Origin of the sequence: Shinella pollutisoli (assembly GCF_024609765.1) — a bacterium.
Classification (GTDB): domain Bacteria; phylum Pseudomonadota; class Alphaproteobacteria; order Rhizobiales; family Rhizobiaceae; genus Shinella; species Shinella pollutisoli.
Map to the genome: position 1 here is coordinate 17,538 of NZ_JANFDG010000041.1, position 16,070 is coordinate 33,607.

Here is a 16,070-nt window from a genome sequence, read left to right on the forward strand (position 1 = left end):
CTGACCGATGCCGAGTTTCTTCATCGACAGGCCGATCTTCGCCTGGGTCGTCGCCATCTTCATCATGGTGGCGGGCGTCATCGCCATCCCGCTCCTGCCGGTCTCGCAGTATCCGAACGTCGCGCCGCCGCAGATCTCCATCAGCACGACCTATGCCGGCGCCTCGTCGCAGGACACCTACCAGAGCGTCACGAAGCTCATCGAGAACGAGCTCAACGGCGTCGACGGCCTGCTCTATTTCGAATCGAGCTCGTCGTCCTCGGGCTCCGTCAGCATCGACGCACCTTCGCGCCGGGCACCGATCCCGGCCAGGCGGCCGTCGACATCCAGAACCGCGTGCGCCGCGTCGAGCCGCGCCTGCCCGACAGCGTCAAGCGGCAGGGCGTGCAGGTCGACGAGGCGGGCTCCGGCTTCCTCTTGATCGTCGCGCTCACCTCGACGGACGGCTCGATGGACGCCGTCGGCCTCGGCGACTACCTCAACCGCAACGTGCTGAGCGAGATCCAGCGCGTGCCCGGCGTCGGCCGCGCGCAGCTCTTCGCCACGCAGCGCTCGATGCGCGTCTGGCTCGATCCCGACAAGATGCTCGGCCTCAACATGACGGCCGCCGACGTGACGGCGGCGATCCAGGTGCAGAACGCGCAGATCGCCGCGGGCTCCATCGGCGCCCAGCCGAACCCGATCACCCAGCAGATCGCCGCCCCCGTCAACATCAAGGGCCAGCTCTCCTCGCCGGAGGAGTTCGGCGCGATCGTGCTGCGCGCCAATGCCGACGGTTCCGCCGTCAGGCTGCGCGACGTCGCCCGCATCGAGGTCGGCGGCGAGAACTACTCCTTCTCGACCCGCCTCAACGGCAAGCCGTCCGCCGCCATCGGCGTGCAGCTCTCGCCGTCCGGCAACGCCATGGAGACCTCGGCCGCCATCGAGGCGCGCATGGAGGAGCTCTCCAAGTTCTTCCCGCCGGGGCTGGAATATTCCATCCCCTACGATACCTCGCCCTTCGTCAAGGTGTCGATCGAGAAGGTGGTGCACACGCTTCTGGAAGCGATCGGCCTCGTCTTCCTCGTCATCTTCCTGTTCCTGCAGAACATCCGCTACACCGTCATCCCGGTGCTGGTGGTGCCGGTCGCGCTGCTCGGCGCCTGCGCGGTGATGCTCGCCGTCGGCTTCTCGATCAACGTGCTCACCATGTTCGCCATGGTGCTGGCCATCGGCATTCTCGTCGACGACGCGATCATCGTCGTGGAGAACGTCGAGCGCATCATGTCGGAGGAGGGGCTGCCGCCGAAGGAGGCGACACGCAAGGCGATGAAGCAGATCACCGGCGCCGTCATCGGCATCACGCTGGTGCTCGCCTCGGTGTTCATCCCGATGGGCTTCTTCCCCGGCGCGGTCGGCGTCATCTACCAGCAGTTCTCGCTGACCATGGTCGTGTCGATCCTGTTCTCGGCCTTCCTGGCGCTGTCCCTGACGCCGGCGCTCTGCGGCAGCTTCCTCAAGCAGGTGCCGAAGGGCCACCACGCCACGAAGCGCGGCTTCTTCGGCTGGTTCAACCGCTCCTTCGACCGCACCTCGCGCGGCTATTCGTCCACGGTCGGCTCGCTCGTGCGCCGGGCGGGGCGGGTCATGGTGATCTACCTCGCGCTCGCCGTCGGCCTCGGCTACATGTTCACCAAGCTGCCGTCCTCCTTCCTGCCGGACGAGGACCAGGGCTTCGTGATCGTCATGATGCAGCTTCCGTCGGAGGCGACCGGCCACCGCACGGACGAGGTGATCGCCCAGGCCGAGCAGATCTTCGGCCAGGAGAAGGCGGTCGACACGATCGTCGCGATCAACGGCTTCTCCTTCTTCGGCGCCGGCCAGAACGCGGGCCTCGCCTTCGTGACGCTGCACGACTGGAGCGAGCGCGGGCCGGACGACGCGGCGCCCTCGATCGCCGGACGCGCGACCATGGCGATGAGCCAGATCAAGGACGCGATCAGCTTCGCGCTGTCGCCGCCGCCGATCCAGGGCCTCGGCACGACGGGGGGCTTCTCCTTCCGCCTGCAGGACCGCGCCGGCCTCGGCGAGGCGGCGCTCGCGGCCGCCCGCGACCAGCTCATCGGCCTTGCCGCCCAGAGCGACGTCGTCACGGGCGTGCGCTTCGAGGGCATGCCCGACGCCGCCCAGGTCAACATCGTCATCGACCGCGAGAAGGCCAACACCTTCGGCGTCACCTTCGCCGACATCAACTCGACGATCTCGACCAACCTCGGCTCGTCCTACGTCAACGACTTCCCGAATGCCGGCCGCATGCAGCGCGTGACGGTGCAGGCGGACGAGAACAAGCGCATGCAGGTCTCCGACCTCCTGAACCTCAACGTGCGCAACGGCAACGGCGGCATGGTGCCGCTCTCCGCCTTCGCCACGGCCGAATGGGTGCGGGCGCCGACGCAGACGGTGGGCTACAACGGCTACCCGGCCGCCCGGCTGGGCGGCGACACCAAGCCGGGCTTCTCGACGGGCGACGCGATCACGGAGATGGAGCGGCTCGCCGCCCAGCTGCCGCCGGGCTTCGGCTACGAATGGACCGGCCAGTCGCTGCAGGAGATCCAGTCCGGCTCGCAGGCGCCGATCCTGATCGGCCTGTCGTGCCTGCTCGTCTTCCTGTGCCTCGCGGCACTCTACGAGAGCTGGTCGATCCCGATCGCCGTCATCCTGGCGGTGCCGCTCGGGGTCATCGGCGCGGTCACCGCCGTGACGCTGCGGGACCTGTCGAACGACGTCTACTTCAAGGTCGGCCTCATCGCCATCATCGGCCTCTCGGCCAAGAACGCGATCCTGATCATCGAGTTCGCCAAGGAGCAGATGGCGGCCGGCAAGCCGCTGGTGGAGGCGGCGATCGAGGCCTGCCACCTGCGCTTCCGGCCGATCCTGATGACCTCGATGGCCTTCATGCTCGGCGTGCTGCCGCTGGCGATCGCCACCGGCGCGAGCTCGGCGAGCCAGCGGGCGATCGGCACCGGCGTCATGGGCGGCATGTTCTCGGCCACCGTGCTCGGCCTGTTCTTCGTGCCGGTCTTCTTCGTCTTCGTGATGCGGCTGTTCGGCTACGGCAGGCGCAAGGGAGCCGAAACGGCGCCGGCGCCGGCGGAGTAAGCCCGTGCGCCGGAGCAAGGCCGACGCGGCGGAGACCCGCCAGCAGATCCTGCTGGCGGCCGAGCAGGTCTTCTACGAGAAGGGCGTCGCCAATGCCTCCATGGAGGATGTCGCGCGCGCCGCGGGGGTCACCCGCGGCGCCATCTACTGGCATTTCTCCAACCGCACGGAGCTGTTCCTCGAACTGTCGCGCTCCGTCCGCCTGCCGCAGGAGGACCTGATCGCCCGCGAGCTGGAGGCGGAGAATGCCGACGTGCTCTCCGTGCTGGAGCGGGCGGGCGGCGACTGGCTGGAGCTGCTGTCGGCCGACGCGCAGCGCCAGCGCATCCTCTCCATCCTGCTGCGCTGCGACTACAGCGGCGAATTCGCCTGCGTCTGCGAGCGCCAGGTCGACATCGACGCCGAGCACATGCGGGCGCTGGAGGCCGCCTTCGGCAAGGCGCGCACCCAGGGGCGGCTCGCCGCCTGCTGGACGCCGCAGACGGCCGCCACCGCGCTGCGCTGGATGATCAAGGGGGTCTGCGCGGAATGGCTGCTGTTCGGTCGCCGCTTCGACATCGCCCGCGAGGGCCGCGAGGGGCTGCGCCGGCTCTTCCTCTCCTTCGCCCCGCAGTGATTCAGGCGTTTCGGAAGGCCTCCAGCTTCGCGATCCAGTCCGCACCGATCCGCCAGCGGCGGAGCACCGAGACCGGGTCCTCGGCATCGAGCCGCGAACAGATGCGGTAGACCTCCAGCACGTCGGCCGCCATCTCGCCGCGCTGGTAGAAATACATCGCCGCCGCATAGCGCGCCCGTCCGGACCATTCCGCGCCGGGCGGCATGGCGACGATCTGCCAGTTGCGGCGGGTCTCCTCGTCCATCTATCTGAGCCCCGGCGGGGTGGCGCTGCGCCGCGCGAGCTTGACGAAGGGGCGGGGCACGATCCTCGCCCGCTTCATCATCTTCTGGTATTTCAGCTCGCGCAGCGCGTAGATCTCGACCCACAGGTCGTCGGTGAACCGTTCGCCGTAGGGCCGCTCGAGGCTGGCGATGGCGATGTTGCGCTTGGCGATCGGCGACCAGATGCCGGCCGTGACGATGCCCGCCTCGTGCTTGCCGCGATGGTAGACGATGGCATGCTCGGCGGGAATATTCCCTTCGATTTCAAGGCCGACGAGGATGTGCTTGAGACTTTGATTCCGCCGTGCCGCGAGGATGGCGGCGCGGCCGTTGAAACTCGGCTTCTCCGTATCCACCAGCCAGTCGAGGCCGATCTCGTCGGGCAGGCGCACGCGATCCGCACGGAGCGCCGTCTCGGCGGTCATGAAATCCGCGTTGGCGACGATGAAGCCCGCCTCGATGCGCGCCTGGTTCAGCGCGCCGTAGCCGATGGCGCGGATGCCGTGCGCCTCGCCCGCCGCCCAGAGCCGGTCCCAGAGCGGCAGGGCTTCGTCCCGCGGCACGAAGAGTTCGTAGCCGAGGTCGCCGGTGAAGCCGGTGCGCGAGATCGTGACCCTGTCCAGCGTCACGACGTCGAAGGGTTTCAGCCGCGCCACGTCGAAGCCGGCGGCGGAAAGCACGGCGTAGCTGGTCGGCCCCTGCAGGGCGAGGCCGGCGATTTCCTCCGTCTCCTCGGCGATCGTCACCGCGAAACCGTAGGCGCTGTCGAGAAGCCAGGGGAGGTGGCGCTCCTGGCAGCAGAGGCGGAATTCGTCCGGGCCGAACCGGAACAGCGTGCCGTCGTCGAGCACATGGCCGTGGTCGTCGCACCAGGCGGTGTAGTGCACGCGGCTGACGCCGAGCTTGCGCACGTCGCGCACGGTCAGGCGGTTGAGGTAGCGCTCCGCGTCCGGGCCGGCGATGCGGTATTTCACCATCGGCGAGATGTCGAAGAGAGCCGCCGTCGAACGGATGGCGAAATATTCGAGTTCGGCGTCGGCGAGGGAATGCGGCGCCTTGTAGCCGGACCAGGTGTACCAGTCGTTCACCTCGCTCAAGGCGGCAAGGCGCGAGTGGAACGGCGTTTCGAGGCGCGGCATCAGGATATGTGCCTGCGCGGCATGGCGGGGCGACAGGGTCATGGCTTTTCTCCCGCGAGGATGTGGCGCGCGGCGTTCCAGCCCGGCAGGCCGGAAATGCCGCCGCCCGGATGCGCGCCGGCGCCGGCGAGGTAGAGGCCCTCGATCGGCGTCGCATAGCCGGACGCGGCGAAGGTCGGGCGGTTGACGAGAAGCTGGTCGGCCTGCAGCTCGCCGTGGTGCCAGTGGCCGCCGGGCAGGCCGTATTCGGCCTCCATGTCGGCGGGGGTGAGAAGCTCCGCCGCGACGATGGACCAGCCGATGCCCGGCGCGTGCTGCTCCAGCTTTTCGAGGAGGATTTTCTGCAAGGCAGGCTTGCCCGCTTCCCAGCCGCCCTTGAGGTCGTAGGGCGCATATTGCACGAGCGCCGAGAGCGTGCAGCCGCCGACGGGGGCGAGCGACGGGTCGGCGCGGCTCGGGAAGGTGATCTCCATCACCGGATCGGGCGAGAATTCGCCGTATTTCGCCGGGTTGAAGGCGGTCTCCACCTGCTCCATCGAGCGGACGAGGAGGATGCGGCCCTCCCGCGCATCCGCCGGCAGGCCCTCGAAGGTCGGCAGCCGGTCGAGCGCGAGGTTCAGCTGCGCGACATTGCCCCGGCTCCGCAGGTTGCGGATGGCGCGGATGAAGCCGGTGCCGCTCTCGGCCGGGTCGACGAGGTCGAGGAAGGTCTTTTGCGGATGGATCGCCGAGACGACGATCGGGGCGGCGATCTCCGTGCCGTCCGCCGTCACCACGCCGCCTGCGCGGCCGCGATCGGCGAGGATGCGGGCGACGGGCGTGGCGCAGCGGATCGTCACGCCGGCCTTCTCCGCGGCCCTGGCGAAGGCGGGGCCGAGCGCGGCCATGCCGCCCGCCGGCATGCATTGCCCGCCCGCCTTGCCGGCCACCTCGCCGGTGAGGCGATAATAGAGGCCGAGCAGCGAGGTCGGCGAACGCGGGCCGAGATGGATGCCGAGCGTGGCATCGAAGGCGAGAAGGCCCTTCAGCCGATCGTCGGCGAGATATTCGTCGGCGACGTCGGCGACGTTCATCAGCAGCATGCGCAGGAAATCGCGCGCCTCCTCGCGCCCCTTGCGGATGAGGCCGAAGCCGGCGGCGGCGAAGGCGGCGAGATCGCCGGGGCCGACGGCGCCGAGCCGCGGCGGCGGGCGGCGCAGGAAGCGCTTGAGGACGGCGGCCTGGAAGACGAGTTTCTTCCGTAGCGCAGCGAAGGCGGCGGCTTCTTCAGGAGAGACGCCCTCGATCTCCTCGCCATAGGCGCCGCGCAGCACCACGGCGCGGCCGGAGCCGTCGAGCACCGTCGTCGGCACGAGCCGCGGTTCCCTCGCCACGTCGAGGCCGATGTCGCGGCAGACCGCGGCATCGAGCCGGTTGACGATATGGGCGAGGCCCGGCGAGCGGTAGCCGGGGGCGAAGATGCGGGAGCGCAGTGCCCCGCCCGGCGCCTCCGCCGCCTCCAGAACGAGGACGCTGCGGCCGGCCTTGGCCAGCACGGCGGCGGCGGTCAGCCCGTTGTGGCCGGCGCCGACGACGATGGCGTCGTAGACGGATTTCAGCGCATCAGACGACGTCATGGGCCTTGCTCATCGCTTCGGTGGGACGCTTGAGGTCGCGCAGGATCTCCATCGCCGCGTTACGGCCCGGCGCGCCCATGACCCCGCCGCCCGGATGGGTGGAGGAGCCGCACATGTAGAGCCCGGCGATGGGGCTGCGGTATTGCGCGTAGCCTGGCACCGGGCGGTTGAAGAGCAGCTGGTCGAAGGTGAGCTCGCCTTGAAAGATGTTGCCCTCGGTGATGCCGACCTCGCGCTCGATCTCGCGCGGCGTGCGCACCTCCATGTGGACGATGCGGTCGCGGAAGCCGGGGGAATAGTCGGCGATCTGGCTGATCACGGTCTCGGCGAAGGCGTCGCGGTCGGCGTCGGTCCAGTCGCGGCCCTCCACCTTGGGCGGACAATATTGCACGAAGCAGCTCATGAAATGCTTTCCGGGCGAGGTCATCGTCGGGTCGATGGTGGTCGGGATCATCATGTCGAGGAAGGGATCGGCCGACCAGCGCCCGGCCTTCCAGTCGTCATAGGCGCGCTCCATGCGCTCGACCGAATCGGTGAAATGCATGTCGCCGCGCATGCAGTTGGAGTCCTTCGGCAGCGCAGGAAATTCCGGCAGGCTGTCGAGCGCGATGTTCACCTTGCCGGACGAGCCGCGCATCTTGAAATGCTTCACCCGGTGGACGAACTTGCCGGGAAGATCCTTCTCCTCGACGAGCTTGAGGAAGGTGCGCTTGACGTCGGCGTTGGAGACGACGAGGCGGGCCTTGATCTCCTCGCCGCCCGCCAGCACGACGCCGGTGGTGCGCCCGCCGCGCGACAGGATTTTTTCCACCTCGGCGTCGGTGCGGATGACGCCGCCGACGGACTCGAAGGAGCGGGCGAGCGCCTGCGTCACCGCGCCCATGCCGCCGCGGGCATAGCCCCAGGCGCCGACCGAGCCGTCGACCTCGCCCATGTAGTGGTGCAGGAGTACATAGGCCGTGCCGGGCGACATCGGCCCGAGCGCGGTGCCGATGATGCCCGACAGGGCCAGATAGGCCTTGATCACGTCCGTCTCGAAATACTCGTCGAGGAAATCGGAAATCGACATGGTCCAGAAGCGCAATGTCTGCGCCATCTCCTGCGGGCCGAACTCGCCGAATTTCCTGGCGAGATAGAGCAATTCGGAAATATCGCGCGGGCGAAAACCGAGCGGGTCGGGCGCGGTGCGCATCAGCAGCGGCTGGATGAAGCGGCACTGGCGGGTGACGTCGCGGGCGTAGCGGTTGTAGGCCTCGGCGTCGCGCTTCGAATAGCGGGCGAACTCGCGGCGGTGGCTGTCGTGGTCGCGGTAGGAGGCGAGGTAGTCGCCGTCGCGGGTGAAGACGGCGCCGCCCTCGTAGGCGATGACCTGCAGCCCGTGCCTGGGCAGTTCGAGATCGCGCATGATCTCCGGGCGGAACAGCGAGCAGACATAGGAACAGTTGGAATAGAGGAAGCCCGGCGTCAGCTCCCGGCTCGTCGCGGCGCCCCCGACCCAGCCGTTCTTCTCCAGCACCGCGACGTTCAGCCCGGCGCGCTGGAGATAGCACGCCGTCACGAGGCCGTTGTGGCCGCCGCCGACGATCAGGCAATCGAATTTCTGCATCTTGATGCCTCCGCTGCTTCTGAAAGCTGCATCAAAAGCAAAATGTTGTCCAGATATTCTGAATGATCGTTCAGCAAGTATCTTGCAATGGCCTGATTATCCGCTAGAATTTCGCCTCATCGGAAATCCCGCGAAGGACGGCCATGACGGCGGCGCTTGACGAGGACGGAATGCCGGAGCCGGAATATGACGAGGCGGCCATCCGCTTCCTCGGCGTGATGTGGGGCGAGGGCTATCTTTCGCCGGGCGGGCCGGAGGAGGTGGACCGGGTGCTTTCCGGCCTCGACCTCGCCGGCAAGCGGGTGCTCGACTTCGGCTGCGGCGCGGGTGGCATCACGCTGCACATCGCCCGGACATACCGGCCGGCGGAGATCGTCGGCTACGACGTCGAGGCACCGGTGATTTTTCGGGCGCGTGCGGCGGCGGAGGCGACGGGGCTTGAAGACGTCGCCCGCTTCGTGGCGAGCCCGCCGGGGCGGCTGCCCTTCGCCGACGGGAGCTTCGATGTCGTCTTCTCCAAGGATGCGATGATCCATGTGCCCGACAAGGAGTGGCTGTTTGCCGAGCTCTTCCGGGTGCTGAAGCCGGGCGGCACGCTTGCCGCCTCCGACTGGCTGATCGGCCACGACGGCGAACCGACGGCGGAGATGCGGGACTATATCGCCGCCGAGGGCCTGAGCTTCGGCATGGCCTCGGCGCGGCGCTATCTCGCGGCGATGGCGGCGGCGGGCTTCGTCGGGGCGACGGCGGAGAGCCGCAACGCCTGGTACCGTGAGGTTGCGCGCGGCGAGCTCGCGCGGCTGACGGGGCCGCTCTACCTGCAGGCGGTGGCGGCGGTGGGCGAGGCCTATGTCGCCAGGAACGTCCGCACCTGGACGGCGATGCAGAAGGTCCTTGACAGCGGCGAGCATTGTCCCACTCATCTGCGCGGCAGCAAGCCGGTGGTCGGGACGCGCCCATGACCGTGACGCTGCGCAATCCAAACGGCAAGGTGGCGGTGAAGATGCGGGCAGGGGCTGCGGACCGGGTTTCGGGCGAGGGCGAGAAGCGGGGCCGCAAGGCCTCCAAGGAGACGCGGCGCCAGCAGCTCATCGAGGCGACGATCGATTCGCTCGCCAAGCGCGGCTATTCGGAGACGACGCTCGCCGACGTCGCCGACGGGGCCGGGCTGTCGCGGGGCATCGTCAATTTCCATTTCGAGAGCAAGGACAACCTGCTCGTCGCCACGCTGCAGTTCATGTCCGAGGAATATGCGGACCACTGGAACGCGGCGCTCGACAAGGCCGGTCCGGACGTCGCGAGTCGGCTCTGGGCGCTCGTGCATGCCGATTTCGACCGCAAGATCTGCACCAAGCGCAAGCTCGCCGCCTGGTGCGCCTTCTGGGGCGAGGCGAAGTCGCGGCCGACCTACCAGGCGCTCTGCGGCGCGCGCGACGTGAAGTACCAGGAGACGGTGATCGGGCTCTGCGCCGCGCTGAAGGCCGAGGGCGGCTATTCCTATGAACCCGAGACGATGGCGGTCTCGCTCTGCGCCATGCTCGAAGGCCTATGGCTGCGCCTGATGATGGGCGACGGCACGACGCGCGAGCGCGCGCTGGAGGCCGCGGTCGAATATGTCGTCACGGTCTTTCCGAACCACCTGACGCGTCAGGGGCCGAAATCATAACAGGGAACCCGAAACAGGGAGGAGAACGCAATGACCAAGGCAATCCGGGCAAGGCTCTTCACGACGGCGGCGGTTGCGGCCGTCCTCGCGTTCGCCGCCCTTCCGTCGCGCGCCGCCGACACGCTCACCGTCTTCGACTGGTCGGGTTACGAGGACCCCGAGTTCCATCCGGCCTATGCGGAAAAGCACGGCAATTCGCCGGACTTCTCCTTCTTCGGCGACGAGGAGGAGGCGTTCCAGAAGCTGCGCTCCGGCTTCAAGGCCGACGTCGCCCATCCCTGCTCGCAGAGCGTCGTCAAGTGGCGCGAGGCGGGGCTGCTGGAGCCGCTCGACACCGCCAAGCTGACCGCCTGGGACGACATCCTGCCCGGCTTCAAGGCGATGAAGAGCCTGATGACCTCCGAGGACGGCACGGCCTGGTTCATTCCCTTCGACTGGGGCAACACGGTGCTGACCTACCGCACCGACACGGTGAAGCCCGAGGAGGTCGCCTCGCTCAAGGCCTTCGCCGATCCGAAGTTCAAGGACCGGGTCTCGATCGGCGACAACGTCGACGACGCCTATGCGCTGGCGAGCCTCGCCATCGGGCTCAAGGACTGGACGACGATGACGGACGCCCAGTTCGAGGAGGCCTCCGCCTTCCTGCGCGCGGTGCACCAGAACGTGCGTCTCTACTGGACCGACAACACGGACCTCAGCCAGGCGATGGCGAGCGGCGAGGTCGACCTCGCCTGGGCCTGGAACGAGACGGCGACGACGCTGCAGGCCGACGGCGTGCCGGCCGAGATCAGGAAGGACACGGCGGAGGGACTCTCCACCTGGGTCTGCGGCTATGTGCGGCTGAAGGGCGGGGAGGGCAGCGCCGATCTCGCCTATGACTACATGAACGCCGTCACCGACCCGGCGATCGCCGCCTACATGGTGGAAAGCTGGGGCTACGGCCATTCCAACGCCAACGGCATGGCGGCGGTCGACAAGAAGATCCTCGACGAGAAAGGCTACGGCGACGTCGACGCCTTCGTCGCCAACACGCTCTTCCAGTCGCCGATGCCGACGGAATTGCGGCAGAAGATGATCGCGGAATTCGAGAAGATCAAGTCGGGGTATTGAGGGGGCCGCTGCCCCTCATCCGCCTGCCGGCACCTTCTCCCCGCTTGCGGGGAGAGGTCGCGGCAGCGGGATGAGGGGCGGGCCTATACCCGCGAGACCGGCGGGTCCTCCGCCAAAAGCACAAACGCATCCGGATCGTAGGCCAGCCGGATCTCGGCGCCGATGGGGAGATCGTCGGCGCCGTAATTGTTCGTCTCGACCATGGAGAGGGGCTGCTCCAGGCCGTCGACGCCGATCATGAGATGGGTGACCTCGCCGAAATAGGCGCGGTTCTCGATGCGGCCGGCGAGCTCGTGCGGCGCGCGGTCGTCGTCCCAGAGCAGGCGCAGGCGCTCCGGGCGGATGCCGATCGTCACTTCTCCGTTGGCGGCGGCGAAGCCTTGCGGCTTGTCGAGGTTGACGGCGCCGAAGCGGGCGGCGTCGACGGAGACGGCGTCGTCGCGCTCGCCAAGGACCTTCGCCGTCAGGAAATTCATGCCGCCGAGGAAGTCGGCGACCTTCTTCGTGCGCGGTCGCTGGTAGATCTCCTTGGGCGTGGCGATCTGGGCGATGCGGCCGCCGAACATGACGGCGATACGGTCGGAGAGCGCCAGGGCCTCGTACTGGTCGTGGGTGACGAGGACGAAGGTGATGCCGACGGCCTTCTGCAGCATGCGCAGCTCCACCTGCATCTCCTCGCGCAGCTTCTTGTCGAGCGCCGACAGCGGTTCGTCGAGGAGCAGCACCTTCGGCCGCATGACGAGCGCGCGGGCGAGCGCAACGCGCTGGCGCTGGCCGCCGGAAAGCTCGTGCGCCTTGCGCTTGCCGAGGCCGGAAAGCCGCACCTGGTCGAGCGCGTCGGCGACGCGCTTCCTCTCTTCCTCCGCGGAAAGGCGCAGGCGCTTAAGCCCGTAGGCGACGTTCTCCGAGACGTCGAGATGCGGGAAGATGGCGTAGTTCTGGAACACCATGTTGGTCGGCCGGCGGTTCGGCGGCAGGTCGACGGAGGGCACGCCGTCGATGAGGATCTCGCCCTCCGTCGGCGTCTCGAAGCCGGCGATGGAGCGAAGCAGCGTGGTCTTGCCGCAGCCGGAGGGGCCGAGCAGCGAGAAGAACTCGCCTTCGCTAATCGACAGCGACACCGCGTCGAGCGCCTTGTAGATGCCGTAGTATTTCGACACGGACTGGATCTCGATCATCGCGCGGTCGGCCATCGGCTTCGTTCCTATGTCGGCGTGAGCGCGATGCGCGTGCGGCTCTCGGCACGGCGGCGCAGGATTTCGGCGAGGGTGAGCATGAGGATCGAGGCGGCGATCATGATCGTGCCGAGCGCCAGCACCCCCGGCAGCTTGGCGGCGAAGCGGAGCTGCCCCCAGATGTAGACCGGCAGCGTCGGCTCGGTGCCGGAAAGGAAGAAGGCGAGGATGAACTCGTCGAGCGAGATGGTGAAGGTGACGAGCAGGCTGGAGACGATCGCCGGCGCCACCACCGGCAGCGTCACGCGGCGGAAGGTGCCGAGCGCCGTCTCGCCGAGGTCGTAGGAGGCCTCCTCCAGGCTGCGGTCGAAACCCTCGAAGCCGGAGACGAGCACCGACATCGCGTAGGGCACGCAGAACACTGTCTGGCCGAGGATGACGGTCAGCAGCGAGAGCTGCAGCCCGAGCGCCAGCACGATCATCAGAAGCGAGACGGCGACGATGATCTCCGGCAGGAAGAGCGGCGCCATGATCAGGCCGGCGGCGGCCCTCTGGCCGCGGAAGCGGTAGCGGGTGATCGCGCGGGCCGCGCAGATGCCGAGCGTCGTCGAGAGCAATGCGACGCAGACGCCGACGACGAGGCTGTTGCGCGCGGCCTCCAGCATCGCGCCGTTGCCGGCGAGCGTGCCGTACCACTTGGTGGTGAAGCCGGCGAGCGGGAAGGTGGTCGTCGCCGCGTTGTTGAAGGAGAAGATCGGGATCAGCAGGATCGGCAGGTAGAGGAACAGGAAATAGACCGCCACATAGGCCGGCAGCCAGGGAAGGAAGGCGAGGCGGCGGGTGAGCAGGCTCATCTGATCCTCCTGACGGCGAAGCGCAGCGCGAAGACGACGCATGCTGCCGCAAGCGACACGAGCACCATGGTGGTGACGGAAAGTGCGGCGCCCAGCGGCCAGTTCGCCGCCTTGCCGAACTGCGCCTGTATGGCGGTGGCGATCATCACCCCGTCCTTGCCGCCGACGAGGCGCGGCGTGACGAAATCGCCGACCGTCGGGATCATGACGATCAGGAAGGCGGAGATGACGCCCGGCAGCGACAGCGGCAGGGTGACGCGCAGGAAGGCGCGCGCACGGCTGTCGCCGAGGTCGCGCGCGGCCTCGATCAGCGTGCGGTCGATCTTCTGCAGCGAGACGTAGATCGGCAGGATGGCGAAGGCGGCCCAGCTATGCACCAGCGTGATGACGACGGCGTTGGAATTGTAGAGCAGCGAGGTCAGCGGCTCCTCGATGACGCCGAGCGACATCAGCCCCGTGTTCATCACCCCGCCATAGCCGAGGATGACCTTCCAGGACATGACGCGCAGCAGGTAGCTCGTCCAGCAGGGCACGGTGACGAGGAAGAGCCAGAGGTTCCTGTGCACGCCGCCGTGGAAGGAGATGAACCAGGCGATCGGATAGGAGAAGACCACCGTGGCGATGCTGACGGCAAGCGCGATCCACAGCGAGCGGACGAAGAGGTCGCGGTAGATCGGCTCGGTCAGCGCCTGGCGGTAGTTCTCCAGCGTGAAGGTGCGGTCGATGTCGAGATAGTCCTGGGTCCAGAAGCTGTAGGCCAGAACGATGAGGACCGGCAGGAAGAGCAGCGCAAGCGCGTAGAGGAAGGTCGGCGAGATCATGGCGAGGCCCCGGGCCTCCTCGCTCCGCATCCAGCTCCCGCGCCTGAATGGGGCGGGCGTTTCGGCGATGTCGCCGAACGCCGCGGCCGTCATCGGCGGTCCCCGCCGCGACAGGCGCGGGGCATTCTGCCGCTACCCCCGAAACACGGCGCTGCCGCTTTCCCCTTCTCCCCGTCGGGAAGAAGGTGGCCCGAAGGGCCGGGCGAGGGGGTGTCGCCCGGAAAAACACGCGCTCTTCCTGCCTGCGGCATCCCCCTCATCCGCCTGCCGGCACCTTCTCCCCGATGGGGAGAAGGGGAAAGCGGCATAGGTCCCGTTCCATATGCAGTCGCCCTGTCGAGCATTCGAGGCGCCTTTCCGGCTTGCTGTTCCCGGAATGAAGCATGCGCTCAAATGCCCGTTGAAATCAAGCCCCGATTCTGCAATATTGATTGAACGGATATTCAAAATCTTCGGGAAACATGAAAAATTTCATGCCGTTGCAAGAGGGTGTCCACATGAAAATATAATGGAGGCGGATATGGCGGCGCAACCGAAGACGGCGGACGAGGTGCCGGGCCCCGATGGAGTGTCCGGCGACGAGATCACCCGGCTCGCCGAGCGTCATCTCGTGCAGCCCTGGCCGGTCTCGGGCTCGATCGGCGCGGAGGCGCGCGGGCGCATCGACGCGGGCGAGGGCATCTACGTCACCGATGCGGCGGGGCGACGGCTGATCGACGGGCCGGCCGGCATGTGGTGCGTCAATGCCGGCCACCGCAACCGCGAGCTTGCCGAGGTCATGGCGGCGCAGGCGATGGAGCTCTCCTACAATTCGCCGTGGTACACGACCAATGTGCCCTCGGCGCTGCTGTCCGCCCGGCTCGCGGGCCATGCGCCGGAGGGCGTCGACCATGTCTTCTACACGACGGGCGGCTCCTCGGCGGTCGAGACGGCGCTGCGCTTCATGCAGTTTTCCAACAATGTGAAGGGGCGGCCGGAGAAGAAGCTGATCGTCTCGCGCCAGGGCGGCTATCACGGCTCGACCTATCTCGCCGCCTCGCTCAACGGCCGGCCGCGCGACCACGACTGGATGGACAGCGCCGGCGACCTTGTCGTCAAGCTCACCTGCCCGGACCCGTTCCGCCGGCCGGAGGGGACGACGGTCGAGGCCTTCTGCGACTTCCTCGTCGAGGAATTCCGGCAGATGATCGAGGCGCGGGGGGCGGAGCGCATCGGCGCCTTCATCGCCGAGCCGGTGATGGCGTCGGGCGGCGTCATCGTGCCGCCGGACGACTACCTGAAGCGGATGCGGAAACTCTGCCGGGACAACGACATCCTCTTCATCGCCGACGAGGTGGTGACGGCCTTCGGGCGGCTCGGCCATGTCTTCGCTTCGCAAGACGTCTTCGGCATCGATCCGGACATGATCACCTTCGCCAAGGGGGTGACGTCGGGTTATTTCCCGCTCGGCGGCGTGATGATCGCCGGGCGGCTGTTCGAGGAACTGCGCCGCTCCAACCATTCCGACGCGATGTTCGCGCACGGACTCACCTATTCGAGCCATCCGGTCGGCTGCGCGGTGGCGCTGAAGAACCTCGACATCCTCGAAGGCGGGCTTCTGGAGCATGCGCGCGCGGTGTCGGACCATTTCCAGAAAAGCCTCAAGGCGCTGGAGGACCTGCCGCTGGTCGGCGAGGTGCGCGGGCTCGGGCTGATGGCCTGCGTCGAATGCGTCGCCGACCGGGTCAGCAACAACCCGCTGGCGCTCGACATCGAGGTCGGCAAGCGCATCGACCGGCATTGCCAGGAGCTCGGCCTGCTCGTGCGCCCGCTGATCCACATGTGCGTGATGTCGCCGCCGCTCACCATCACCGCCGCCCAGATCGACGACATGGCCGCCATCCTGCGCAAGGGGATCGAACTGACGATGGACGATCTGGTGCGGGAGGGGGTGTGGAAATGAGCGAATAGCGAGTTGCGAATAGCGAATAGAGTTTGACCGGAGAGAAGTATTCCTTTCCGGTCTATTCGCTATTCGCTATTCGCTATTCGCTATTCGCTATTCGCTATTCGCTATTCGCTATTCG

At 67.6% G+C, this 16,070-nt stretch carries 12 protein-coding genes and 1 pseudogene; 6 read left to right on the plus strand and 7 right to left on the minus strand.

What is annotated here, in order from left to right:
* Positions 1 to 7 precede the first annotated feature (7 nt).
* Positions 8 to 3,138 (plus strand): annotated as a pseudogene (locus tag NNZ72_RS23615) (multidrug efflux RND transporter permease subunit).
* Positions 3,139 to 3,142: 4 nt separating this feature from the next.
* Positions 3,143 to 3,754, plus strand: a complete 612-nt coding sequence (locus tag NNZ72_RS23620) for a TetR family transcriptional regulator (protein ID WP_257318144.1) — start codon at positions 3,143 to 3,145, stop codon at positions 3,752 to 3,754.
* Position 3,755: 1 nt separating this feature from the next.
* Here the strand turns inward: NNZ72_RS23620 and NNZ72_RS23625 are convergent, their stop codons facing one another.
* From NNZ72_RS23625 to NNZ72_RS23640, 4 genes are read right to left on the minus strand one after another with little or no spacing between them, the layout of a single operon-like run.
* Positions 3,756 to 3,998: a hypothetical protein gene (locus NNZ72_RS23625; RefSeq protein ID WP_257318145.1), complete on the minus strand. Its 243-nt coding sequence runs from the start codon at positions 3,996 to 3,998 to the stop codon at positions 3,756 to 3,758.
* Positions 3,999 to 5,198 (minus strand): aminomethyl transferase family protein, encoded by a 1,200-nt coding sequence (locus NNZ72_RS23630; protein WP_257318146.1) that lies wholly within the window; start codon positions 5,196 to 5,198, stop codon positions 3,999 to 4,001. It lies immediately after the preceding gene.
* On the minus strand, positions 5,195 to 6,772 hold the full coding sequence (locus NNZ72_RS23635) for a phytoene desaturase family protein (RefSeq protein WP_257318147.1): 1,578 nt from the start codon (positions 6,770 to 6,772) through the stop codon (positions 5,195 to 5,197). Before NNZ72_RS23635 ends, NNZ72_RS23630 begins: the two co-directional genes overlap by 4 nt.
* Entirely contained in the window at positions 6,759 to 8,378 is a 1,620-nt protein-coding gene (locus NNZ72_RS23640) for a phytoene desaturase family protein (protein WP_257318148.1), read from the minus strand. The genes NNZ72_RS23635 and NNZ72_RS23640 overlap by 14 nt, the downstream gene beginning before the upstream one ends.
* Positions 8,379 to 8,521: 143 nt before the next feature.
* Between NNZ72_RS23640 and NNZ72_RS23645 the strand changes: the two genes are divergently transcribed.
* The 3 genes from NNZ72_RS23645 to NNZ72_RS23655 are packed head-to-tail and all read left to right on the plus strand — an operon-like array spanning position 8,522 to position 11,154.
* Entirely contained in the window at positions 8,522 to 9,340 is an 819-nt protein-coding gene (locus NNZ72_RS23645; RefSeq protein ID WP_257318149.1) for a class I SAM-dependent methyltransferase, read from the plus strand.
* 41 nt (positions 9,341 to 9,381) lie between these two features.
* Positions 9,382 to 10,044 (plus strand): TetR family transcriptional regulator C-terminal domain-containing protein, encoded by a 663-nt coding sequence (locus tag NNZ72_RS23650; protein WP_257318156.1) that lies wholly within the window; start codon positions 9,382 to 9,384, stop codon positions 10,042 to 10,044.
* Positions 10,045 to 10,074: 30 nt separating this feature from the next.
* Complete coding sequence (locus NNZ72_RS23655) at positions 10,075 to 11,154, plus strand: extracellular solute-binding protein (RefSeq protein WP_257318150.1); 1,080 nt, start codon at positions 10,075 to 10,077, stop codon at positions 11,152 to 11,154.
* A gap of 83 nt (positions 11,155 to 11,237) precedes the next feature.
* On the opposite strand, the gene NNZ72_RS23660 is transcribed toward NNZ72_RS23655, so the two are convergent.
* The 3 genes from NNZ72_RS23660 to NNZ72_RS23670 are packed head-to-tail and all read right to left on the minus strand — an operon-like array spanning position 11,238 to position 14,097.
* The gene (locus tag NNZ72_RS23660) at positions 11,238 to 12,332 is read right to left on the minus strand and encodes an ABC transporter ATP-binding protein (RefSeq protein WP_257318157.1); all 1,095 of its coding nucleotides are present in this window, start codon (positions 12,330 to 12,332) and stop codon (positions 11,238 to 11,240) included.
* A 26-nt stretch (positions 12,333 to 12,358) separates the two neighbouring features.
* Positions 12,359 to 13,183, minus strand: coding sequence for an ABC transporter permease (locus NNZ72_RS23665; protein ID WP_257318151.1), 825 nt, complete (start codon positions 13,181 to 13,183; stop codon positions 12,359 to 12,361).
* On the minus strand, positions 13,180 to 14,097 hold the full coding sequence (locus NNZ72_RS23670; RefSeq protein WP_257318152.1) for an ABC transporter permease: 918 nt from the start codon (positions 14,095 to 14,097) through the stop codon (positions 13,180 to 13,182). Before NNZ72_RS23670 ends, NNZ72_RS23665 begins: the two co-directional genes overlap by 4 nt.
* A gap of 427 nt (positions 14,098 to 14,524) precedes the next feature.
* Here NNZ72_RS23670 and NNZ72_RS23675 point away from each other — a divergent pair, with 427 nt between their 5' ends.
* The gene (locus NNZ72_RS23675) at positions 14,525 to 15,946 is read left to right on the plus strand and encodes an aminotransferase (protein WP_257318154.1); all 1,422 of its coding nucleotides are present in this window, start codon (positions 14,525 to 14,527) and stop codon (positions 15,944 to 15,946) included.
* Positions 15,947 to 16,070 lie beyond the last annotated feature (124 nt).

Coding starts and splice junctions, on each gene's coding strand:
- NNZ72_RS23635 (WP_257318147.1), bottom strand. CDS start 6,772: ATGACGTCGTCTGATGCGCTGAAATCCGTCTACGACGCCATCGTCGTC.
- NNZ72_RS23675 (WP_257318154.1), top strand. CDS start 14,525: ATGGCGGCGCAACCGAAGACGGCGGACGAGGTGCCGGGCCCCGATGGA.
- NNZ72_RS23670 (WP_257318152.1), bottom strand. CDS start 14,097: ATGACGGCCGCGGCGTTCGGCGACATCGCCGAAACGCCCGCCCCATTC.
- NNZ72_RS23625 (WP_257318145.1), bottom strand. CDS start 3,998: ATGGACGAGGAGACCCGCCGCAACTGGCAGATCGTCGCCATGCCGCCC.
- NNZ72_RS23655 (WP_257318150.1), top strand. CDS start 10,075: ATGACCAAGGCAATCCGGGCAAGGCTCTTCACGACGGCGGCGGTTGCG.
- NNZ72_RS23665 (WP_257318151.1), bottom strand. CDS start 13,183: ATGAGCCTGCTCACCCGCCGCCTCGCCTTCCTTCCCTGGCTGCCGGCC.
- NNZ72_RS23660 (WP_257318157.1), bottom strand. CDS start 12,332: ATGATCGAGATCCAGTCCGTGTCGAAATACTACGGCATCTACAAGGCG.
- NNZ72_RS23640 (WP_257318148.1), bottom strand. CDS start 8,378: ATGCAGAAATTCGATTGCCTGATCGTCGGCGGCGGCCACAACGGCCTC.
- NNZ72_RS23650 (WP_257318156.1), top strand. CDS start 9,382: ATGCGGGCAGGGGCTGCGGACCGGGTTTCGGGCGAGGGCGAGAAGCGG.
- NNZ72_RS23645 (WP_257318149.1), top strand. CDS start 8,522: ATGACGGCGGCGCTTGACGAGGACGGAATGCCGGAGCCGGAATATGAC.
- NNZ72_RS23630 (WP_257318146.1), bottom strand. CDS start 5,198: ATGACCCTGTCGCCCCGCCATGCCGCGCAGGCACATATCCTGATGCCG.